At 69.1% G+C, this 19708-nt stretch carries 20 protein-coding genes; 12 read left to right on the top strand and 8 right to left on the bottom strand.

Going from position 1 to position 19708, the window contains the following annotated elements; translation table 11 throughout:
• Positions 1–243: 243 nt before the first annotated feature.
• Together ABI385_RS15125 and ABI385_RS15120 are read right to left on the bottom strand one after the other, a co-directional pair.
• Positions 244–930 carry a hypothetical protein gene (locus ABI385_RS15125; protein ID WP_348104589.1) on the bottom strand — a complete coding sequence of 229 codons (687 nt, stop codon included), beginning with the start codon at positions 928–930 and terminating at the stop codon, positions 244–246.
• A 212-nt stretch (positions 931–1142) separates the two neighbouring features.
• Complete coding sequence (locus ABI385_RS15120) at positions 1143–1907, bottom strand: GAF and ANTAR domain-containing protein (RefSeq protein ID WP_348104588.1); 765 nt, start codon at positions 1905–1907, stop codon at positions 1143–1145.
• Between the two features lie 372 nt (positions 1908–2279).
• On the opposite strand from ABI385_RS15120, the gene ABI385_RS15115 reads away from it, so the two are divergent.
• The 12 genes from ABI385_RS15115 (at position 2280) to ABI385_RS15060 (ending at position 14964) form a co-directional block, all read left to right on the top strand.
• Positions 2280–3158 (top strand): SPFH domain-containing protein, encoded by an 879-nt coding sequence (locus tag ABI385_RS15115; protein ID WP_348104587.1) that lies wholly within the window; start codon positions 2280–2282, stop codon positions 3156–3158.
• Between the two features lie 11 nt (positions 3159–3169).
• Entirely contained in the window at positions 3170–3403 is a 234-nt protein-coding gene (locus tag ABI385_RS15110) for a hypothetical protein (RefSeq protein ID WP_348104586.1), read from the top strand.
• Between the two features lie 80 nt (positions 3404–3483).
• Entirely contained in the window at positions 3484–3981 is a 498-nt protein-coding gene (locus ABI385_RS15105; RefSeq protein WP_348104585.1) for a hypothetical protein, read from the top strand.
• 149 nt (positions 3982–4130) lie between these two features.
• Complete coding sequence (locus ABI385_RS15100; protein ID WP_348104584.1) at positions 4131–4832, top strand: 2-oxo acid dehydrogenase subunit E2; 702 nt, start codon at positions 4131–4133, stop codon at positions 4830–4832.
• Positions 4833–4982: 150 nt separating this feature from the next.
• Complete coding sequence (locus ABI385_RS15095) at positions 4983–5315, top strand: HPF/RaiA family ribosome-associated protein (protein ID WP_348104583.1); 333 nt, start codon at positions 4983–4985, stop codon at positions 5313–5315.
• A gap of 906 nt (positions 5316–6221) precedes the next feature.
• The gene (locus ABI385_RS15090; protein WP_348104582.1) at positions 6222–7412 is read left to right on the top strand and encodes a DUF6544 family protein; all 1191 of its coding nucleotides are present in this window, start codon (positions 6222–6224) and stop codon (positions 7410–7412) included.
• Between the two features lie 38 nt (positions 7413–7450).
• Positions 7451–8185, top strand: a complete 735-nt coding sequence (locus tag ABI385_RS15085) for a hypothetical protein (RefSeq protein WP_348104581.1) — start codon at positions 7451–7453, stop codon at positions 8183–8185.
• Positions 8186–8192: 7 nt separating this feature from the next.
• Entirely contained in the window at positions 8193–9758 is a 1566-nt protein-coding gene (locus ABI385_RS15080) for an alpha/beta fold hydrolase (RefSeq protein WP_348104580.1), read from the top strand.
• Between the two features lies 1 nt (position 9759).
• Positions 9760–10638 carry a hypothetical protein gene (locus ABI385_RS15075; RefSeq protein ID WP_348104579.1) on the top strand — a complete coding sequence of 293 codons (879 nt, stop codon included), beginning with the start codon at positions 9760–9762 and terminating at the stop codon, positions 10636–10638.
• Entirely contained in the window at positions 10635–11444 is an 810-nt protein-coding gene (locus ABI385_RS15070) for an ABC transporter ATP-binding protein (protein WP_348104578.1), read from the top strand. The genes ABI385_RS15075 and ABI385_RS15070 overlap by 4 nt, the downstream gene beginning before the upstream one ends.
• 14 nt (positions 11445–11458) lie before the next feature.
• Positions 11459–13993, top strand: coding sequence for an FtsX-like permease family protein (locus ABI385_RS15065; protein WP_348104577.1), 2535 nt, complete (start codon positions 11459–11461; stop codon positions 13991–13993).
• Between the two features lie 626 nt (positions 13994–14619).
• Positions 14620–14964 (top strand): cupin domain-containing protein, encoded by a 345-nt coding sequence (locus ABI385_RS15060; RefSeq protein WP_348104576.1) that lies wholly within the window; start codon positions 14620–14622, stop codon positions 14962–14964.
• A gap of 426 nt (positions 14965–15390) precedes the next feature.
• Here the strand turns inward: ABI385_RS15060 and ABI385_RS15055 are convergent, their stop codons facing one another.
• The 6 genes from ABI385_RS15055 to ABI385_RS15030 all read right to left on the bottom strand — a co-directional run bounded on the left by ABI385_RS15055 (position 15391) and on the right by ABI385_RS15030 (position 19504).
• Positions 15391–16266 carry a type II CAAX endopeptidase family protein gene (locus ABI385_RS15055; protein WP_348104575.1) on the bottom strand — a complete coding sequence of 292 codons (876 nt, stop codon included), beginning with the start codon at positions 16264–16266 and terminating at the stop codon, positions 15391–15393.
• A 179-nt stretch (positions 16267–16445) separates the two neighbouring features.
• Positions 16446–17192, bottom strand: a complete 747-nt coding sequence (locus tag ABI385_RS15050; protein WP_348104574.1) for a hypothetical protein — start codon at positions 17190–17192, stop codon at positions 16446–16448.
• Between the two features lie 445 nt (positions 17193–17637).
• Positions 17638–18033 (bottom strand): hypothetical protein, encoded by a 396-nt coding sequence (locus tag ABI385_RS15045; protein ID WP_348104573.1) that lies wholly within the window; start codon positions 18031–18033, stop codon positions 17638–17640.
• Positions 18026–18412: a hypothetical protein gene (locus tag ABI385_RS15040; protein ID WP_348104572.1), complete on the bottom strand. Its 387-nt coding sequence runs from the start codon at positions 18410–18412 to the stop codon at positions 18026–18028. Before ABI385_RS15040 ends, ABI385_RS15045 begins: the two co-directional genes overlap by 8 nt.
• 274 nt (positions 18413–18686) lie before the next feature.
• Complete coding sequence (locus ABI385_RS15035; RefSeq protein ID WP_348104571.1) at positions 18687–18884, bottom strand: hypothetical protein; 198 nt, start codon at positions 18882–18884, stop codon at positions 18687–18689.
• Between the two features lie 128 nt (positions 18885–19012).
• On the bottom strand, positions 19013–19504 hold the full coding sequence (locus tag ABI385_RS15030; protein ID WP_348104570.1) for a PspC domain-containing protein: 492 nt from the start codon (positions 19502–19504) through the stop codon (positions 19013–19015).
• Between the last annotated feature and the right edge of the window lie 204 nt (positions 19505–19708).

Genomic DNA, 19708 nt, shown 5'->3' with positions numbered 1-19708 from the left:
TTTGTTGCTTGTCATCGAAATTCGTCTCCTCGAGCAGTACTGCGGAGCTCTTCTTCGGACCGCGCAGATCGATCCGGACGCGAGTTTCAAGAATCGCCACCGCAGTGCGGTGAGGACGTCCGCAGGGCTTACCGCCGGCTGTGCCTGGCTGTGGGCGGATGCTCGTCGCGACGGCCGTGGGGCAGGCCGCGAGGTCCAGGCTGGCTGCAGGGCAGCCGCTGATGAGCATACGCGCGTCGCGGGCTAGCCCGCCATGCCCTTGGGTCTCCTGCGGGTTCTGGTGCGAGGTCGGCGGCTGGCGTTTCGTGGTTCGGTCGGTGGGGGCTGGCGTCGGGTGAGGGTGTTCAGGATTCGGGACGCTTCGACGGCCCGGTGGGTGTGAGCTGCGTCGGCGAGGGTGTCGAGTTCGGCGTAGGCCTGTTCACGGGTGCGGCCGCCGGCGATGAGCACACCGACCGCTTCACTGGTCACCGTCCGGGCCTGCAACGGTGCGGTGGTGTCGGGTTCTCGCGCGAGGTGATGATGCTGGTCGAGGTCTGCGGCGTCGAGGTTGTTGCCGGTCAGGAAGCACAGGTCGGCCGCCATGTCCACGAAGGCGCCCGGTGTGGTGGCGTAGAGGACCACCGCAATGTGGGGCAGGTCGGGTCGCGCATCGTCGCTCAGTCCGGGCAGCCGGAGTGTGGTCGCGATATCGCCCGGTTCGGCGTGTGTGTCGAGCAGTGTGAAGCGCAGCGCTACCTGGTCGGGCGCCCGGTCCGCGGGTTCGGTGACGGTGACGGTCAGCCCGATGAAGGAACCCACCGCCTGCCGCGCGTTGGTCGCTAGCCCGAGGACGGTGCCCGCGACATCGGTCATCGGATCCGCGTCGGGGTCATACAGGGCGGCGCTGAGCAGCGCAAGATCAGCAGCCAGCGTGGCGGCAACCTCCATGCGGCATCCGCTTCCGATGCGCGCTCCCGAGCGCGGGGGTAAACCAGCCTGGCGCCGGTCACGACGTGGCGTCGCAACGCGGTGGTATGTACCTGGCAGGAGTCAGGACTCGCCTTGGATACACATCCCGGCTGTCACCTTACGGCAACTGCCGCCGTCGGGTCAGACCCATCGGTGGCGCAGGTAACCGGCGCCGGCAACCGACGACAGGGTCAGCCGTCGGTGTGGCGGGCGCGGGCGCGTCGCACCGCCTCGTCGACCAGATGCTGCGCGATGTCGATCATCTTCACATGCTCGCGCTGGCTCATCTCCCGCAACCGCTCACGCGCCTCCTGGGAGGTGACGCCGGTGCGGCTGCGGAGCAGACCGACAGCCTCGTCGATGACCGGCCTGGTCGCCAGCGCCGTCTGTAGCTGGCTGGTGAGCGCGATCGCCTGGGACAACGTGTGCGCGTTGTGCACCGCGACCGCTGCCGGAGCGGCGAACAGCTCGCCGAGCTCTTGCGCGTGGTCGTCGAAGACGTCCTTACCGCGGGCATAGACGTTGATCGCACCCACGACCTGACCGGGCAGCAACAGCGGCAGCGACAGCGCACTGTGGATGCCGAGTCGTCCTACCCGCGGACCGAACCGTGGCCACATCTTCTCCCCACCCAGTGACCCCGAACGCACCGTGCGTCGCTCCAGCGCGGCGGTGATACACGGACCCTCGTTCACCGTCACATACTGGATCTCGTCGATCTCGGCGACGAACGGGTCACTCGCCGCCAACGCCTCCACCCGGTTGTCCGGGCGCTCGATACGCAGCAGGGTCACCCCCGCACCGTCCGCGCCGGGGATCGCCTTGGCGGCGTACACCGCCACCAGCTGAAGCAGCTCGGGCAACCCCCGGGCGCCGGTAACCAGCGCGGCTAGGTCGACCAGGCTGGACCGCAGGTCGTCCGCGTCAGCCTGCACGTCGTGCAACTCGTTCGTCATCCCGCTCCCTGCGCTCATGCCGACCTCACCACTGCAGACCTCACCACAGCAGGCAGCCCTCTCAGTTTAGCGCTCGTGACTGGACAACCGGCTCTCCACCACAACGTTGTCCCATCAACTCACCCAATGCACAGCAACGGCACAGATGGTGGTGGCGTCGGCGGGTGTAGCGTCGGGGTACTGAGAAGATCAGCCAGTGCGGGAAGGGTCCGGCCGTCCGCCGCCGCACCCCAGGGGCAGTCGCCCCGGTGCCCGCAGATCGGCAAACGCAACCCCCTCCAAGGGGCTCCCGCTTCCATTGCCGCTGCCAGTCAGCCATCAAGCTACTTTGCCGATACGCCCCTTTCGGGGGCACACATCTGGAGATTCACCATGGGAACCCTCACCATCGTCATCGTCGTCATCCTCGCGTTCGTCCTCCTGGTGGCCTCCGCCGCCCTGAAGGTCGTCAAGCAGTATGAGGACGGGGTCCTGTTCCGGTTCGGCCGCGTCGTCGGCGAACGCAAGCCCGGACTGCGCGTCATCATCCCGTTCGTCGACGTCATGCATCGGGTGTCGCTGCGGATCGTGACGATGCCGATCCAGTCCCAAGGCATCATCACCCGCGACAACGTCAGCGTCGACGTCTCGGCGGTGGCCTACTTCAAGGTCGTCAACGCAGTGAAGTCGGTGGTCGCGATCGAGAACGTCTACGCCGCCATCGACCAGATCGCCCAGACCACGCTGCGCAAAGTTGTCGGCCAGCACACCCTGGACGAGACGCTCTCGGAGACCGACCGGATCAACCTGGACATCCGCGAGATCCTCGACGTCAGCACCGTGGACTGGGGCGTCGAGGTCACCCTCGTCGAGCTGAAGGACATCCAGCTACCCGACAGCATGAAACGCGCGATGGCCCGCCAGGCCGAGGCCGAACGGGAGAAGCGCGCCAAGATCATCAACGCGCAGGGCGAGTCGATGGCCGCGGCCGCACTCGGCGAAGCCTCCGACGTGATGATGGCCCACCCGCTGGCCCTGCAGCTGCGCAACCTGCAGTCCCTGGTCGAGATCGGCGTCGACAAGAACACCACCGTCGTCTTCCCCGCCCCCCTGATGAGCACCATCGGCGAGCTCAGCGCGTTCCTCACCCGCGAGACCGCCGCCGCGGCGCAACAGCCGGCACCGCCACCCCCGAACGCGGACATCACGCCGGCGCAGCCGCCGAAAGCCACCATCATTCCCGTGGCGACCACGAACGGGGTGCCGCAGTGATGAACGGTGGCATGACGTGGATGTGGCTGTGGTGGATCCCAGCCGTATTCGTCATCGGGGCAGTGGGCCTCGCCGCGGCGCGCCTTCTCCGGTCCCGGCCAACACCGATCGCAGCGCCGCCGACAAACTCCGGCAACGCCCACCACCCCGGCAAGGCGGAGCGGCTCCTCGACGAGCGGTATGCCCGCGGAGAGGTCGACGAAGATCAGTACCTCCAGACCCGTGACCGGCTACGCGATAGCTGACCGACCGGGCGGGCGCCCACGATCGACGCAGACTGGAGAGAGCTCTCATGGTGTCTGAACGTCCCACATCGTCCGAGCCGGTGGAACAGCCGCCGGTGGCCTCCATCCCCATGGGAGCAGCCACCATCACCTCTACTGTGAACGCCTTGATCGGGCGGGTGCTGACGGCGGCGTTGTGCTTCGGCGCCGTATCGGCGGTTGCCGGCCTACTCATCGCCATTCCAGGCGGGGGCGGCGGCTTCCCGGTCGAGCAGCTCGAGGGCACTCCATTCACCTCCTTCGTCATTCCCGGGCTTATCCTCGGGGTTGTTGTCGGCGGCACTCAGCTGAGCGCGGCGATCGCCATGTTCCGCGCCAGCCCGGCACGGCTACTGTCTGCAGCCATCGCCGGCTTCGGCATGGTGATCTGGATATATGCCGAACTCGCCCTGATCGGCTACTCGGTCCTCCAGCCGGTGTACTTCGCTCTTGGTGCCGGTGAGCTGATCCTGGTGATGGTTCTCCTGGGCGTGCTGCCTGTTGGCGGCCGGCCGCGCGAGGCAACTCTTGTAGCTCACCCGCACGGGCAAGGGCCATGAATCCGCCTCACGACGTGCACCGAGAAGCGTCGACCCCGAGCCCTTCGCCCAGCGCAGCGACACCGGTCACGCGCGAGCGAGGCGTCACGGTCCACCCGTTTCCGTCCAGCCGTCGGTTGGTGACGGCGGCGGTCCGCTCGGGACGGAGCATGGCGCCGATGCAGGGACTGATCGAGGTCGACGTGACTACCGCGAGGGCACTATTGAGTGAGCAAACTCCGCCGGGGTCGCTGACCGCGTTCGTCGTTGCCTCCCTGGGTCGAGCGGCGGCCGCCCACCCCCAGGTGCACGCATACCGAGACTGGCGCGGCCGACTGGTCGAACATTCACACGTCGACGTGCAGACCCTGATCGAGGTACCCACCCAGCAGGGGCCGTTCGGGCTGGTGCATGTGGTGCGCGACGCTGACGTGCGCGGCGTCACCGAGATCAGCGCGGAGCTACGCGCGGTCAAGACGGACCCGGACGCCACACGCTCCGGCTGGCTGCTGAACGCGGTGGCTCCCACTGCCGGAAGGATCCCGGGCGTCTATCGGGGGATGTATGCGGCGATGCGGCGATCCCGACGCGTTCGTCTGTCCATCGGCACCGTCCAGGTGACGGCAGTCGGTATGTTCGCCGACGGCAACGGCTTCGCGATCGCCCCATCGACCCTCGCCTCCCTGGTGGTCGTCGTCGGAGGACTGAGCAGACGTCCATGGGTCATCGACGACCGCATCGAGGTGCGGGACATCCTCGACCTGACCGTCAGCATCGACCACAACGTCGTCGACGGCGCGCCCGCCGCACGGTTCGGCGCCGACCTGCGACAACGCTTGCAGACCGCCGCCATATTGACGGCGAGGGCGTAGTGCCCGGTCTGCTCGACGCGCTCGAGGGCGCGGGACCTTCGCCCCTGACGCGAGGCCCGGTGCCGGGTCATGGTCAGGGGACGGACACCGACCGGGCACCTCGCCCGTGCCAGCCCCGCGTCCGTCGCACCCGCCCACGAAGGAGCACCAATGAACGTCCGCGTCCACACCGACCACACCATCGAGGGTCACGACGCGATGACGGCGAGGGTGGCCTCGGAAGTGGAGTCGGTCCTCGCACCTCACGAGCGGCGCCTGACGGTAGTCGAGGTTCACCTCTCGGACGAGAGCTCGGGACAGCATTCCGGGAGCGACCAGCGCTGCCTCATCGAGGCGGTGCTGTCGGGCCAGGAACCAGCCATCGCCTCCCACGATGCCGGCTCACTCGACGACGCCGTTAGTGGCGCGGCCCACAAGCTGGAGCGGGTGCTGCAGAGCCGGCTCGGACAGCGCGGCAACCACCGGGCCCACAGCCGTGGATGACAAAAGCGCCGGTACGCCACAGATCGCGGTGCGCGCGTCGCTGCGGCGCCGTCGACCACCGGGGCCTCCTCGCCGACAGTGTTCATCACCAGAGCATCTACCGGCACTTCGGCTGCTCCCCGTCTCCCGAGCACCGACTACCGCTATCCGCCGTGACCTACACCCCACCAGCGGAACGGGAAGGGCGCTATGGTGGAGGTGCTGGAGATCCAGCAGGTCCGAAACGGGCCGGCCGTCCGCTGCCGGTCCCAGGAGCAGTCGCTCCGGCCCGGACGACTCGGTGATCACCGTCCGTCAGGATCACCATGTACCCCACTGCAGCCGCCCGCCGACCACCCAACCGAGAGAGGCCGGCCCTCGTGAGTCGGCGCCACGATGCCGCCCGGCTCGCGGAGCCGGCAGCGCTCACCTCCGGCCCCCGGGCCGACCCGGGGACCTCAGCCTCGGAATCGCTCAGCTACGAGGCTTGGATCCGGGGAGACGGGCTGCGACCGGACTGACGGCGCACCACCGCTCACCATCTCGTATGCAGCGCCTCGCCCCCCCGAGGCACGACCACCACTCCTCCACCTCACGCAAGGTGGTGACCCGGCGGACGACGCCGCAACGTCGACTCCCCACCACCTGCGCCCTCGTCCTGGTCGCGCCCGCTGGGCTTTGCCCTGCACATCGTGGCTTGGGAGCTGTTCCTCGGCGTGGCGCTCCTGCTGGCCCCCCGGTCCTGCTCGGGTGGCCGTCTCGGCTCAGGGCCGTGCGTTGTCCTCTGCGTCGTGGGGATCGCAGCGCCGTCATGGGTGACATGAGTGTCCGCGACGTCGGGATCGTCGGCTACGCCGTCGTGCTCTCGGTCGCTGCGATCCTCCAGAGCCGACGGTTCTCGGCGAGCGTCCCAACAGGGACCGGACCGTGAGCGCCGTGTCGCACGGCCGGGGCGCCGTACGACGGGTCGTGGGCGCGGTCGTCGTCCTGCACGGCCTACTGCACCTCCTCGGGGGGGCGAAGGGGCTCGGCTGGTCCACCGTCAGCGCTCTGTCGCAGCCGATCGGCAGGGTGACCGGTGGGATCTGGCTGGTCGTAGCACTCCTGGTCGTCCTGTCCGGACTCCTCCTCGCCCTCAAGGCACCATGGTGGTGGGTCGTCTGCGGCGTGGCGGCGGTAGCCTCGCAAGCGCTCATCGTCACGTCGTGGGCGGACGCCTGGGCCGGTACCGTGGTCAACGTCGTCCTGCTGGCGGCCGCGGTCTACGGCTGGGCGTCGCAAGGCCCCCGCAGCCTCGGCACCGAGTACCGCCGACGGGTGTCAGCCGCCCTCTCCGCCCCGCCTCCCACTCCACCGGTGAACTCGGGACCGGTCGTCACCGAACGTGATCTCGCCCCCCTTCCGACGTCGGTGGCCGCGTACGTGCGACGCACCGGCGCGGTCGGGCGGCCCCGGGTCACCAGCGTCCAGGCCCACCTCCACGGACGCATCCGCGCCAACGCGACCTCGACCTGGATGCCCTTCACCGGTGAGCAGGTCAACACCTACGGCCCGGACTCCTGCCGACTGTTCTCGATGGACGCCAGTCTGCACGGGTTGCCGGTCGACGTCCTGCACGTCTTCGTCGGCGACACCGCGACCATGAGGGTGCGCGCGGCCTCTCTGGTCCCGATGGTCGACGCGGCCGGACCAGAGATGGACCGCGCCGAGACCGTCACCCTGTTCAACGACCTGTGCGTCCTTGCCCCTGCTGCCCTCGTCGACGCCGACGTCACCTGGACGGTGCTCGGGCCCGACCGGGTCCACGCCAGCTTCACCCGCGGGCCGCAGACCATCGGTGCCGACCTCGTCTTCGACGAGCACGACGAGCTGGTCGACTTCGTCTCCGACGACCGGCTGGCTGGCTCGAGCAACGGCCGGACCTTCACCCCGCGGCGTTGGTCGACCCCGCTGACCGACTACCGCGCCGCGGGCGGGCGACGGCTGGCCACCCACGGGGACGCGCGCTGGGGCGGCCCCGACCCGCAGGAGTCGTTCACCTACCTCGAGCTCACCGTCGACGACATCCAGTACGACGTCGCGCACCCGCCCTCACCCCGGACGAAGCAACACCAGTGAGACCACTCAGCAGCAGACAACCACCGAATGAGGAACTCATGCGTACTCGCCGCGTCATCGCGCTGGTCATCGCCGCCATGCTCGTCGTCCCCGGAATCACCCTGCTGGCGGGCGGCGCCGCGCTCGGCGTCGCCGACCTGCGCGCCAGGGATACGGGAGGCTACGTCGCCACGACGCCCAGCGACCTGCAGACCTCCACCCCCGCGCTGGTCACACCCGCACTGGCGGTCATCGTGGACGCCAACACTCCACAGTGGGTGCTCGACCGCCTCGCGACGGACGTGCGCCTCACGGTGTCGGGTCAACCAGGCACCGCGGTCTTCGTCGGTGTCGCCCGCACCAACGAGGTCGATGCCTACCTGGCCGGCGTCGCCCACGACGAGATCACCACCCGCAGCGGTGAGGCGACCTATCACCGCGTCCCGGGGACCAGCTCGACGACACCGGCCCCCTCAGCCCCGGCCGACCAGACGTTCTGGGCCGCACAGGCGGTCGGGGCGGGAACCGTGCCCCTCGACTGGAAGGTCGCCAGCGGGAGCTGGACCGTCGTCGTCATGAACGCCGACGGCAGCCCCGGTGTCGCCGCAGTCGTGACCCCCAGTGTGCGCAGCGACGCCCTCGGCCCGCTCGCGCTCACCCTCCTGGCCACGGGGTTGGTCCTCACCCTTCTCGCCGTCCTGGCCCTCGTCCTCGCCTTCCGACGCCCGCAGACGCTGTCGACGCCGACCGGCTCCGGGACCGGCCCGCCCGCGACACCCGTACTCACCCGATGACCTCCCGATGACCTCCGAAACCCCCACCCGGGCTCAGGCCCCATCCGCGCCGACCCCCCTGGTCACGGCGCCTCCTCGATGGTGGGAGCACCGAATCGTGGCCCTCGCCGCCACGACCACCGCCACCGTGGCGCTCGCCGTGCTGACCGGGTGGTGGACCCCTCGCGGTCCGGTGACCCCCGCCCAGACGCTGTGGGCAATGGCGACCAGCCTCCTGCTCGGTGTGTTCGCCGGGCTGCTGACCCGGTCCCGGTGGGCCATGCTCGCCGTCCCCGCCCTCTTTGCCGTGACCTTCGAGGTCGTCAGGAGAGGCACCGACGGCCCCATGGTCGACGGTCTACACCTCAGCGAGTACGGCGCCCTCGCCTTCGTCACCGGGCGCGGCTTCCACGCCGTCGTGGCTCTCCTGCCGATGGTCCTGGGCGTGGCCGTGGGGGCGGCCCTGGCCCGCCGACATACCCACACAGCCGGTCCTCGCCGACTCCGCGGCCGGGTTGGCTTGTGGGTGCGGCGCGGGGTCGCCGCCACCACCGCGGTAGCCCTGGCCGCCCTCGCTTATGGCGTCGCTTCCCCCGGGACCACCGCCCCCATCACCGACGCTGCCGGGCGTCCAGTCGCGGGGAGCATCGCCGAGCTGACCCGGGTCCGCATCGGCGGCCACGACCTGTCGATGATGATCCGTGGTGACAGCACCACCCTGCCCGTCCTGCTCATGCTTGCCGGTGGACCGGGAGGGACCGAGCTCGGAGCGATGCGCCACCACGGCCAGCTCCTCGAACACGACTTTGTCGTCGTCACGTGGGACCAGCGGGGCACCGGGAAGTCCTACGACCAGCTCGACCCGACCTCGACCCTCACCGTGGCCGGCGCCGTCTCCGACACCCTGGAGGTCACCCGCTACCTGCGCACCCGCTTCGGGCAGGACCGGATCTACCTGCTCGGACAGTCCTGGGGGACCCTGCTCGGCGTGCTCGCGGCCCAGCGGGAGCCAGAGCTCTACGCCGCGTTCATCGGCTCGGGACAGATGGTCGACCCGCGCCAGACCGACCAGCTCACCTACCGCGACACCGTGGCCTGGGCGCGGAACCGACACGACGACTCCCTGGTCGCTAACCTCACCGCAAACGGGGAGCCGCCCTACGCCGACGCTCTCGAATACGAGACGGTGCTGTCACACGAGAGCCAGGTCTATCCCTACGACCACACGCCCAATGCGGAAGGCCGGGGTCAGTGGGGCGAGGGGATCTTCGTCGACGAGTACGGGCTGCTGGACAAGGTCCACAACTTCGCCGGCTTCCTCGACACCTTTCCCGTCCTCTACCCCCAGCTGCAGCAGCTCGACCTGCGCGCCTCCGCCACCCGTCTCCAGGTGCCGGTCTACCTCTTCCAGGGGGCTCACGAGACCTCCAGCCGCAGCCTCCTCGCCGACCAGTGGTTCTCCATGCTCGTGGCCCCGCACAAGGAACGCGCCACCGCCGCCACCTCAGGCCACCGCGCCCTGTGGGAGCAGCCGGTGCAGTTCCACACCTTCATGACCCAGACCGTGCTCGCCCAGACCCAGACGGGGTCCTGAGGTGTCCCTCAACGTCGTGGGTCACACTCCCGGTCCGAGTGGGCCGCCGGAGCGGGTGGCGGCGCGCCTACCCCCGTTGTGGGCCGGTCTGGCGGGCGCCTCGGCGCTGCTCTCCTTCGTCGGCGCCGTCGCCGGGCTCCTGGCCCCAGGCCGTGTCTACGCCGGCAACACCATGGCACTCGCCGACACCGCCACGGCGCAGGACCTCGCGGGTCTCGTCGTCGCGCCGGGCCTCCTACTCCTGGCGTACGCCGCCCACCGCGGTCACCTGCGCGCCTGGCTGGTCCTGCTCGGGGTGCTGTTCTTCACCGCCTACAACTACGCGATCTACGCCTTCTCCCTCTCGTTCGGCCCCCTCTTCCTACTCTGGGTCGTGGTCTGGGGGCTGTCGGTGTTCGCCCTTCTCGGGGCCGCGGCATCCGTACCGGTGTCCGCCGTGGCCGACCGGTTCACCCGCGCCGGCGTCCGGGCGCCGGGGTGGTTCCTCATCGCCGCGGCGACGCTCTTCACCCTCTTGTGGCTCAGCGAGATCGTGCCCGACCTGCTGGCCGGACGCCCGTCGACGAGCGCGGCCGCGTTGCAGCTGCCTACCAACCCGGTCCACGTCCTCGACCTCGGCATCTGCCTGCCGGCCGTGGCGGCCACCGGCGTGCTGCTGCTGCGCCGCCACCGGCTCGGCAGCGTGAGCGCCGTCGGGTTGCTCGTCTTCCTGGCGCTCACCTGCGGACCCATCCTGCTCACCCCGGCGGTGACCCAGGCCCGGGGGCATGAGACCACCTGGTCAGTCGTCGGTCCCATCGGCGTCGTCGCGGTGGCCACCCTGCTCGTCCTCGCCCGACTCCTGCTGTCCCTTCGACCGATCCCGGAGAACCACCCATGAGCCTGCCGACCACCTCCAGCTCGACCCACACCACACTCCCCGACACCACGACGCCCGCTGCGACGACCGCCGCGACCGTCGCCGAGGCGATCGGCGTCTCGCGCGTCTTCGGTACCGGCGCGGCCGCCGTCCGGGCGCTCGACAACGTCACCGTCGCCTTCCACCGAGGTCGGCTGACGGCCATCATGGGCCCGTCCGGGTCCGGGAAGTCCACGCTGATGCACTGCATGGCCGGGCTCGACCTGCCCACGTCGGGCCAGATCATCATCGACGGCACCGACCTGAGCCGCCTCAACGACCGCCATCTGACCACGCTGCGACGGGACCACCTCGGCTTCATCTTTCAGGCCTACAACCTCATCCCGACGCTCACCGCCAGCGAGAACATCACCCTCCCGCTCGACATCGGCGGCCGCGCCGTCGACCAAGCCTGGTTCGACACCGTCATCGACACGCTCCACATGCGGGACCGGCTGTCGCACCGTCCCCACGAGCTGTCCGGCGGACAGCAGCAGCGCGTCGCCTGCGCCCGCGCCCTGGTGGGCCGGCCATCCCTCGTCTTCGCCGACGAGCCCACCGGGAACCTCGACTCCAAGGCCAGCGCCGACATCCTCGCCTTCCTCCGCAAGAGCGTCAACGACTTCGGGCAGAGCATCGTCATGGTCACCCACGACCCCGCCGCCGCGTCGTACGCCGACCGCGTCCTCTTCCTCGACGACGGTCGCCTGGTCGACGAGCTACTCCACCCCAGCGCTGGGGAAGTGCTGAGTCGGATGAGCACCTTCGAGCTCGCCCGGCGCACCTGATGTGGCGGGTCACCGTGCGCGGGCTCCAGGGCCACATCCTGCGCTTCCTGCTCACCGCCTCGGCCGTCATGCTCGGCGTCTCCTTCGTCACCGGCACGTTCGTGCTACGCGACAGCATCGATGGCAGCCTGAGCAGCCTGTTCTCCCAGGCGTTCAAAGGCACCGACGTGTCCGTGCGCGGAGCAGCAGTAGGCGGCACCCTCACCGAGGGAATCGTGATAGACCCCACCGGGGCCAGCAGCACCACCCGCCCGAGCGTCCCACTCAGCCTCGAGCGGACCCTGGCCGCCATCCCCGGCGTCGCCCGAGTCAACCCGAACATCCAGGGCACAGCAATCATCGCCGGCAAAGACGGAGTCGCCGTCCGCACCGGCGGCGCACCGGGACTCTGCTTCGCGTACGACCCCGCCGACCCCGCCTTCACCCTCATCAAAGGCAGCGCCCCGACCGGCCCGGACGAGGTCATCGTCGAGAGCTCCACGCTGGCCAAGGCGCAGCTCCATGTCGGCGACCGGACCCTCGCCGTCATCGGTGACGAGACCCGGCCGGTCACGATCAGCGGCGAGGTCCAGTTCGGCTCGCTCTTCGGAGCCACCGCCATCCTCGTCGACGAAGCCACCGCCCGACGCACCTTCGCGCGGGACGGCACCGTGTCGTCGATCTCGCTGACCGCCGCCCCCGGCGTGAGTCAGGAGACGTTGCGGGCAGCGGTCGCGCAGGTGCTGCCGGCCACCGCCGAGGCCGTCACCGGTGACACCCTGGCGCAGGAGGGTCAAGCCTCCCTGCAGACCGGGCTCGGCTTCTTCGCGGTCTTCATGCTGGCCTTCGCCGGTGTCGCCCTCTTCGTCGGCTCGTTCATCATCGTCAACACCTTCACCATGGTCGTAGCCCAGCGCACCCGTGAGCTAGCCCTGTTGCGCGCCATCGGCGCCTCTCGCGCCCAGGTGCTGCGGGTGGTGCTGGCCGAGGCAGCGGTCGTGGGAGCCGTCGGCTCCCTGCTCGGAGTGGGACTCGGCCTCCTCATCGCCGCGGGGGCCGAATCCCTCATCCGCAACCTCCTTGGAGCAGACCTCGGGGCGGGCCTACCGCTGACCGCCACGACGGTCCTCTACAGCGTCGCCGTCGGCACCCTGGTGACCGTGGCCGCCGCCGTCCTGCCGGCGTTGCGCGCCGCGCGGACCCCACCGGTGGCGGCGATGTCTCTGGACGCGGGTATGGCACCCTCAGGTCTACGGCGCCGGGGTGTCACGGGGGGAGCCCTCCTCGCCGTCGGGGCCGTCCTCCTCGTGCTCGCCGTCGTGCGCACCGAGGTCCCGTGGACCCTCGCCGGCCTGGGGGCCGGGCTGGTCGTGCTGGGAACGCTCGTCGCCGCGCCCGTGGCGACCCGGCCCGTGGTGCGGGTCCTCGCCTGGCCCGGCGTCATGCTCGCCGGCGTGGTGGGCCGGCTCGCCCGCGAGAACGCGCTACGGGTCCCACGGCGCACCGCGACAACGGCCAGTGCCCTGATGATCGGGCTCGCTCTCATCGCCGGTATCTCGGTGCTCGCCTCGAGCGCCAAGGCCAGCACCACCCGGGACGTCACCGCCGAGCTGGCCTCCGACTTCGTCCTCTCCGGGGGCGGGAGCCCGATTCCCGCCACGGTCGCCACCGACGCCGCCGCGCTGCCGCACGTGCGCTCGGCCAGCGCCCTCAGCGGCGTCGACGTACGGATCGGCACCTTCGCCAGCATCGCGACGGCGACCACCGCCGCTGGTCTCGCCGACAACTTCGTCATGTCCGCCGTCGACGGAAGCCTCGGGTCGCTCTCCGAGCACACCGTCCTCATCGACGCGAGCACCGCCGCCGCGCGCTCCTGGCGGGTGGGAGACACCCTCGACGCGACGGTGGGTCCGGCGACCCACCAGCGGCTGACGGTCGGTGGGATCTTCCAGGACAGCGCCAGCTTCGGCTCCCACCTCATCGTCGACCGGTCGCTCTACCTAGCCACCGTCCCCGCCAGCAGCCGGCGCGACGTCGGGGTCTACGTCCGCGCCGAACCCGGTGCTGACCTCGCGGCCCTGCGGGCCGGCCTCGTCGGCCTCGTGAAGCCCTACCTCGTCGTCTCCGTCCAAGACGGGCAGGAGTATGCCGACGCCCAGGGTGCCTCCATCGACGTCCTGATCAACCTGCTTTACGTGCTGCTGCTCTTCAGCGTCGTCGTCGCCGTCCTCGGCATCGTCAACACCCTGGCCCTGTCGGTCTTCGAACGAACCCGGGAGATCGGGCTGCTTCGGGCCATCGGCCTGGGGCGTCGCCAGCTCGCCGCCATGATCACCATCGAGGCCGTCGCGACGGCCGTCTTCGGTGCGGTGCTGGGCACCGTCCTCGGTCTCGGTCTAGGCATCGCGCTCCAACACGGGCTGCGCACCCAAGGCCTGGCCGTACTCGCCGTCCCCTGGGGCCTGATCGTGACCATGCTCATCGCCTCCGCGCTCGTCGGAATCATCGCGGCCGTCCTGCCCTCGATCCGGGCCGTCCACCTCAAAATACTGGAGGCGATCGCCGGGTGACCAGCGCCAAAACCGCCAGCCCAGCAGGGCCAAGTGTCACAACGCGTTGGGCAAGCCCCGGAGCGGCCGGATCTCCCGCTGACAGCGGTCGGTAGCCCGCGAACGGGACGCTCAGTCGGGTCGACGGGCCCTCGTTCAACAAGGAAGACCGCGGCCGCTTGCAGGGATCCAGATCGTGTCCCGGTTCCCAATTCGTGTCGTCCGCGTGGCACAGCTGCATTTTCGTATCACCTGGACGCTGTCGAGGGTGGACTAGGTCAGCGATCTGGATGGTGCGCGAGGCGCTCCCTGCGTGCCGTCGCAGACTCCGACTGGACTGCGGAGAGCGGCAACACCGGACGAGCGTCACCGTCCTCAACACGGCATGTCCGAACGTTCGGGCCTCCGGACGCGATGCCTTGTCAATCATGGAAATGTCCGGTTCGGCCCCTGGGCGTGGCGCCGCTTCGCTGCCGTCCAATGTTGGAGCGGCGGTCCGAACGCCCCGACCGGCCCTCGGACCGGATGAGGGCTTCCACCTGGGTGAATAATCCAACCACGCCCGCCAGGCTTGGGGACCTCGAGGGCCAAACCTTGGGAGACCCGGCGAGCGGCGGCGGACCACGTCTCACGGAGAGGACAATGCGATGAGCGATGAGCAGGTGACACCCGAAACGAGAGGTGTCGCGGTTGAGCTACTTGCCACGGTTGATCTCGGTTCCGAGATCAAGGGCATGGAAGGACATCGGCTTCGGATGCGAATGGTTACGATCGAGCCTGGTGGCGTCTTCGGTCCGGTTCACGACCATAAGGGCAGACCGGGGGTCGTCTACGTGCTGCAAGGAACTATCACCGACCATCGAGGTGGGCTCTCCACGGACTACGGCCCGGGTGTGGGCTGGCCCGAGGACCGGAACACCCTCCACTGGCTCGAGAACAGGGGGACAGTTTCGGCGGTGGAGATCTCGGTCGACGTCGTGCGGCACGAGTAGGTGTTCCGCGACCGAACCAGCATTTCAGCCGATTGCCTCGGCCGCCTCGTGCGGCTCAGCCGCAGCCGGCGTCGTCTCGGCTTCTTGACACAGGTCCGCTCAGCGACATGTCAGGACGTCGCGGGCTGAGGATTTCGACAAGTTGGTGAGACGCGAGCTGTGACACCTCGGTGAGAACCAGCAGGTCACCGCACCGCCGCGATGACGACTTCGATGAGTTCCTACAACCGGGCCTCGGGGATCGCACGAGGATGTGTCGACGACACGGACTGGTGGGTGGCAGCAAGGAGCACAACCTGACGAGCATCCTGGCCGAGGCGCCTCAGGGACCTGGTTGTGACATCCGGTCGAGGTTGCCTAGAGGCCCGCAGGAAGGGCAGCGAACGCTCGGCTCACGCCCGCTTGTCTCTTATGGCTTCAACTCTCTTATGGCTTCAACGCAATCGTGGGAGCGGTCGGTGAATGTGACCCTATCGGTGTCCGCTCGGCACGGTTCGGGGTCCGGGCGGTGGCAAGTTCAGGCATCGGGCGGCTTAAGTGCCACCAGGTCGCGAGGGCGCCGGTCGCCAGCGAGGCGATGGCAGCCAGCCACCCGAACTCGCCGATCCAGAAGGTGCTTCCCGTAAAGGCCACGAGGCTTGCGTTCCCAGCCACCGCGAACCCCGTCGCCACGAGAGCGTTCCAGGCGCCGTGAGCGATTACGCTCGGCCAGACCGCCCGTGAGCGGTCCGCGAGGACGCCTGTGAAGAGGGTGACCCCGGCGATGGCCACTGTGAATGCGGGCAGTCCCGCCAACGAGCCGTACCAGCCGAGGATGATCAGTGGAGCGTGGTATGTCCACCACACGGCCCCGATTACGAGCGCGGAGACGAGGAACGACCAGCGTTGGCGCATCAGCGGCCAAAGGAACCCGCGCCAGCCGCTCTCCTCACCCACCGCCGCGAGCGACGAGATGAAGATGACAATCGGGGAGAGAATCAAGGCCCGACCAAGCACACCGTAGTTCGCGACACCAACGCCAATTCGTGAGCCGATCGCATAAGCCACGAACACGGTCACGACGGGAATCAGCCCCGCGATCATCCACCACGAGAACCGTCCCCACCGGATGACTCCTGGCCCGGCGAAGCGGGCAAGAAGCGCGCCGGCCATCGGCGCGAACATGATGACCAGGACTCCGACTTGCGGATGGTTCTGGGTGTGGGTCGCGATGATCACCCCGACTCCCAGCATGTAGATGGCAACGAGCCCCCCCGCGTAGAAAAGGATGCGGCGAAGGTCGAGGGCGGCGTCGGTCCTCAACAGCGATCCGTCAGGGTGGGGTTGCCTTCTCATACTTCTCACGATGGGCCAGCTGCGGACGGGCCAGTAGTGCCGAACGTCCCGCCTAGCACACCTTGCGCCTCGATCCGATCCGGCTGCGTCTTTTCGCCGCGAAAGGGCGGCCTGTCTCGCGGGTCCCCGAATGCTCGGTCTGCGGACTAGCCGATGTGCTCGAAACCCGCCCGCTGGGCTGCGCCGGCATCGGTGAACCACACGTGAGGATCGGCCTGCCCGTAGCTGGGGTGGCGTGGCTCCACGAAGGTCTTGGTGTCCTCCCACGCCTTGACTGGATGCCCGAGCGGGACCGCCCCGTCCGCGATCGGTGCCGCGGAGCCGACGCCGTAGCCTCCGTCGCGGATCTCATCGAGTGAAGAGGTCCGCCGGCCACCACCTGTGACGGTCGGATCGTCGCCGGACTGGTCGACACCATTCTGATCCGCCGCCGCCTTGCCCTCCGGCAGGGGATTGCCGGCGGCGTCCCAGACTCTCGAGCTGTCCGCATCGTCGGCCGTCCAGTCACCTGGCTGCCGAGCCTGTTCGCCGGCAGCAATGTCGTGGTTCGCCGGGTCGTGCTCTCGAGCGAACTCGTCCGCGGACTGACGACCGTCGGCGTCCTCCTCCGCACTGGCCTCCTCCGCGTCGCCCTTGTCCGCGTGGGCGACCTGGTGGGTCTCGTTCGACGCGTCGGGCAGCTGGCGGCCATCAGTGTCGTTGCTTTCCGGGTCGTCATGTTCGACGTCAGCCGCGAGGTCCGGGGCCGCCGCCGATAAAGTCCCGGATCCGTCAGGCTCGATAGCGTGCGGCACGGGTTCCGAGCCGGAAGGCGACCCCTGCGTCACGGGATGTGTCGTAGTAGGTGATGCCTGGGTCGCCCCGGTGTTGCGGTCGTCTACATGGTCGTCCATGCCCACTCCTCATGTCGGCTCGAACGGCATCGTAGCCACCGGAAACGTTCTGTGACCCATCGCGAGAGACCCAAACCCCACCGGGCACCGCCGACTCGACAGGGCCCACGTAGGCGGGGGCTCGCTACGCGAGATCCGCGACTCCACTGGGGCCGCTGGGCGGGATGCTGGCTGCAGCGCGCCCAAGACGAGCTGCCCAGACCAGAGGGCGGTCGGTGCCGGGCTGGGGTCGGTCGTCCTGGGCGCAACGGTCAGGCGTTAGGGCCCGATGGTGCTGACAGCCGCTACTGCAGCCCGGAGGGCGGCGTTGACGACGACGGAGCCGCGGCGGGTGGCTTTGTCCTTCGACGATCCCGAACTAGACGAGGTTGAGCCACGATCCGGAGGTCGGGGTCAAGTACGGGTGGTTCTGCGGGATCGCCTCGAGGCACTACTCCCGGCCTACTCAGGGCGAGTGCTCCTGGGCTCTCTTCTTGTCTCCTCCGTCCTTCTCTGGCTCCTCCAGGTCATCAGGACCCTCGGCGAGCGCGGCCCGGTCGTCCGCCGCCGAGGTACGGTCACCCTTCGCATCGCGGCGATCCATCGCTGCGTGGCGTCGGGCCGGCAGATCCACGCCGTAGGCGTGGCTGCCGTCCGGGGAGGTAAACGCTTTCAGGTCCGCGGCGTGGTCGCGCTCCACGGAGACCTGGTCACGAGCGTCGGCCTCGATGTCCCGCTCCTTGGCGGCGTCGAGGATCCTCTCCACAGTCTCGAGGCGCGCTGCGAGACCAGCTTCGCGTTTCGCCAGACTCGTGTCGCGCTGGTCGGCGCCGTCAGCCTCGTGGTCCTTGGCCTCAACCATGAGGCCCACTATGACACCTGCGGTTGACCACGAGCCGGGTTCGCTCGGTGTCCAACGTGGTGTCATGGCTAGATGGGTATCCCGTCGGCAGCCGACCCGTCCCGAGCCGACGTCGAGGCTCTCCGACAGTCGAGACGGTGATCGCGACCACTCCACTGTGGTTACCCAAAGGTGTCGAGACGGTCTGACGCCGCTCGGACACGAGCATGGCCAGGACGATCTCGTCCATCACCGCTCCCCTCGCCGACAACAGGTCGTGAAGGGCGGTGGCCATGGCCAGGAGGAGGACGTCGTTGATCATCGCGGCGTGCGCGTGGGCGGCGTGGGCGAGGGGCCACAGTGGCCGGATGCTGCGGACGGCGTCGAGCAGACGACACACCGAAGCAGGCAGCCTCCGTAGACCAGCAAGGCGATCCCGCAGCGCATCCGCGGCGAGCTGCCCCCTGACGCGACCGCACGCGGCCGCTGCCGGGTCAGAATCTCGATTTGATCGGGCCAGCCTGGGTCGGTCAATGCCGGCAGGATGGCCAATCCGCCAACTCCGTCCGCCAGCATGTGGTGAAGGACGAGGACCACGGCTGCCCGGTCGACCTCGACATCAGTGACGACGGCCGCCGTTCACAGAGGTCGCCCATGAGGGAGGGGACGACGCATCAGCGCGGGCGAGGGGTGAGAAGCCCCCCGTCACCTACCGGTTCTGGGCAACGGGCCGTCTCGACCTGCATCGGAGTGAGGTAGGCCGTCTCCAAGATCGAGTAGCCGGTCATCGCCAGCTCGGTGAAGATCCAGATGAGCATCCCGACGCCCGCCACGCACGCGAGGAGCAGGCCCGAACCTCGTCCGCGGGCCACCCAAGGTGGACCGCGTAACTCCCGCTCCGAAGAAGTCCGAGGCACTCATTCGGCAAGGCCGTGGCCGGCGCCACGAGCCCCGGCGTGACTGGCGTGCTGCGAGGGCAATTCTGACGACGACCCGGACATCACAGCCGGGGAGCATCCTTCGGGTCGCTGTTCGGACGCGCTGGCGGCGGAGTGCTTTCGGTTGATGTCGTCCCGTGACGCGGGCTGCGCAACCCTCCCTGGTAGAACACCCACGCCACGGCGGCGACGAGGACGAGGGAGAGCCAGCCGATCCGGGCGTGAACGCCTGCGTCCGGCAGGATGACGACGATGGTTGCCACAAGCAGAACGATTGACGAGGTGTCGCCGCCGCGCAAGGCCCGCTCGAGGCGGATACGGCCCTGACTGTCGGGGAGCAGGAGCCAGGCAAGGAAGTAGATCGCCACCGCGGGGCCGAGGATCGCGAGCACGACGGTCGCGACGCGGACGACCGCGGTGGACAGGCCGAGGCGCTCGGCGACGCCCGAGCAGACGCCGGCGATGGCGCGCTGCGGTGACCGGGTCACCGGGCTGCGGCGCAGAGAGTTGAAGAACCGGTCGAGGGCGGGAAGGGGTGTCGGAGTCGTGGTCATTGCATCGACGATCCGCCCCGACAGGAGGTCTGCACAGTGCTGAAGGTCCCCTCATCCGGCTTGCCATCACTGACCTGGTGGGCACCGGACAAGCGCCCTGGTGAGATGAGCCTTCGTGGATGGGGCGTTGACCTGCCGTGATTCGGTCGAGCCGTTTTTGGTCGGGCTGACAGGATTTGAACCTGCGACCCCTTGACCCCCAGT

It is taken from the genome of Lapillicoccus sp. (assembly GCF_039935575.1).
In the GTDB taxonomy this organism is placed as follows: domain Bacteria; phylum Actinomycetota; class Actinomycetes; order Actinomycetales; family Dermatophilaceae; genus Lapillicoccus.
The sequence above is the reverse complement of the archived record's forward strand: the minus strand, read 5'-3'. Positions and strand labels throughout refer to the sequence as shown.

Bases quoted from the DNA above. Each gene is read 5' to 3' on its own strand.
- ABI385_RS15060 (WP_348104576.1), top strand. From the start codon at position 14,620: ATGAGCGATGAGCAGGTGACACCCGAAACGAGAGGTGTCGCGGTTGAG.
- ABI385_RS15110 (WP_348104586.1), top strand. From the start codon at position 3,170: ATGACGTGGATGTGGCTGTGGTGGATCCCAGCCGTATTCGTCATCGGG.
- ABI385_RS15080 (WP_348104580.1), top strand. From the start codon at position 8,193: ATGACCTCCGAAACCCCCACCCGGGCTCAGGCCCCATCCGCGCCGACC.
- ABI385_RS15050 (WP_348104574.1), bottom strand. From the start codon at position 17,192: ATGGACGACCATGTAGACGACCGCAACACCGGGGCGACCCAGGCATCA.
- ABI385_RS15045 (WP_348104573.1), bottom strand. From the start codon at position 18,033: ATGGTTGAGGCCAAGGACCACGAGGCTGACGGCGCCGACCAGCGCGAC.
- ABI385_RS15125 (WP_348104589.1), bottom strand. From the start codon at position 930: ATGGAGGTTGCCGCCACGCTGGCTGCTGATCTTGCGCTGCTCAGCGCC.
- ABI385_RS15095 (WP_348104583.1), top strand. From the start codon at position 4,983: ATGAACGTCCGCGTCCACACCGACCACACCATCGAGGGTCACGACGCG.
- ABI385_RS15120 (WP_348104588.1), bottom strand. From the start codon at position 1,907: ATGACGAACGAGTTGCACGACGTGCAGGCTGACGCGGACGACCTGCGG.
- ABI385_RS15100 (WP_348104584.1), top strand. From the start codon at position 4,131: ATGGCGCCGATGCAGGGACTGATCGAGGTCGACGTGACTACCGCGAGG.
- ABI385_RS15115 (WP_348104587.1), top strand. From the start codon at position 2,280: ATGGGAACCCTCACCATCGTCATCGTCGTCATCCTCGCGTTCGTCCTC.
- ABI385_RS15085 (WP_348104581.1), top strand. From the start codon at position 7,451: ATGCGTACTCGCCGCGTCATCGCGCTGGTCATCGCCGCCATGCTCGTC.
- ABI385_RS15030 (WP_348104570.1), bottom strand. From the start codon at position 19,504: ATGACCACGACTCCGACACCCCTTCCCGCCCTCGACCGGTTCTTCAAC.
- ABI385_RS15070 (WP_348104578.1), top strand. From the start codon at position 10,635: ATGAGCCTGCCGACCACCTCCAGCTCGACCCACACCACACTCCCCGAC.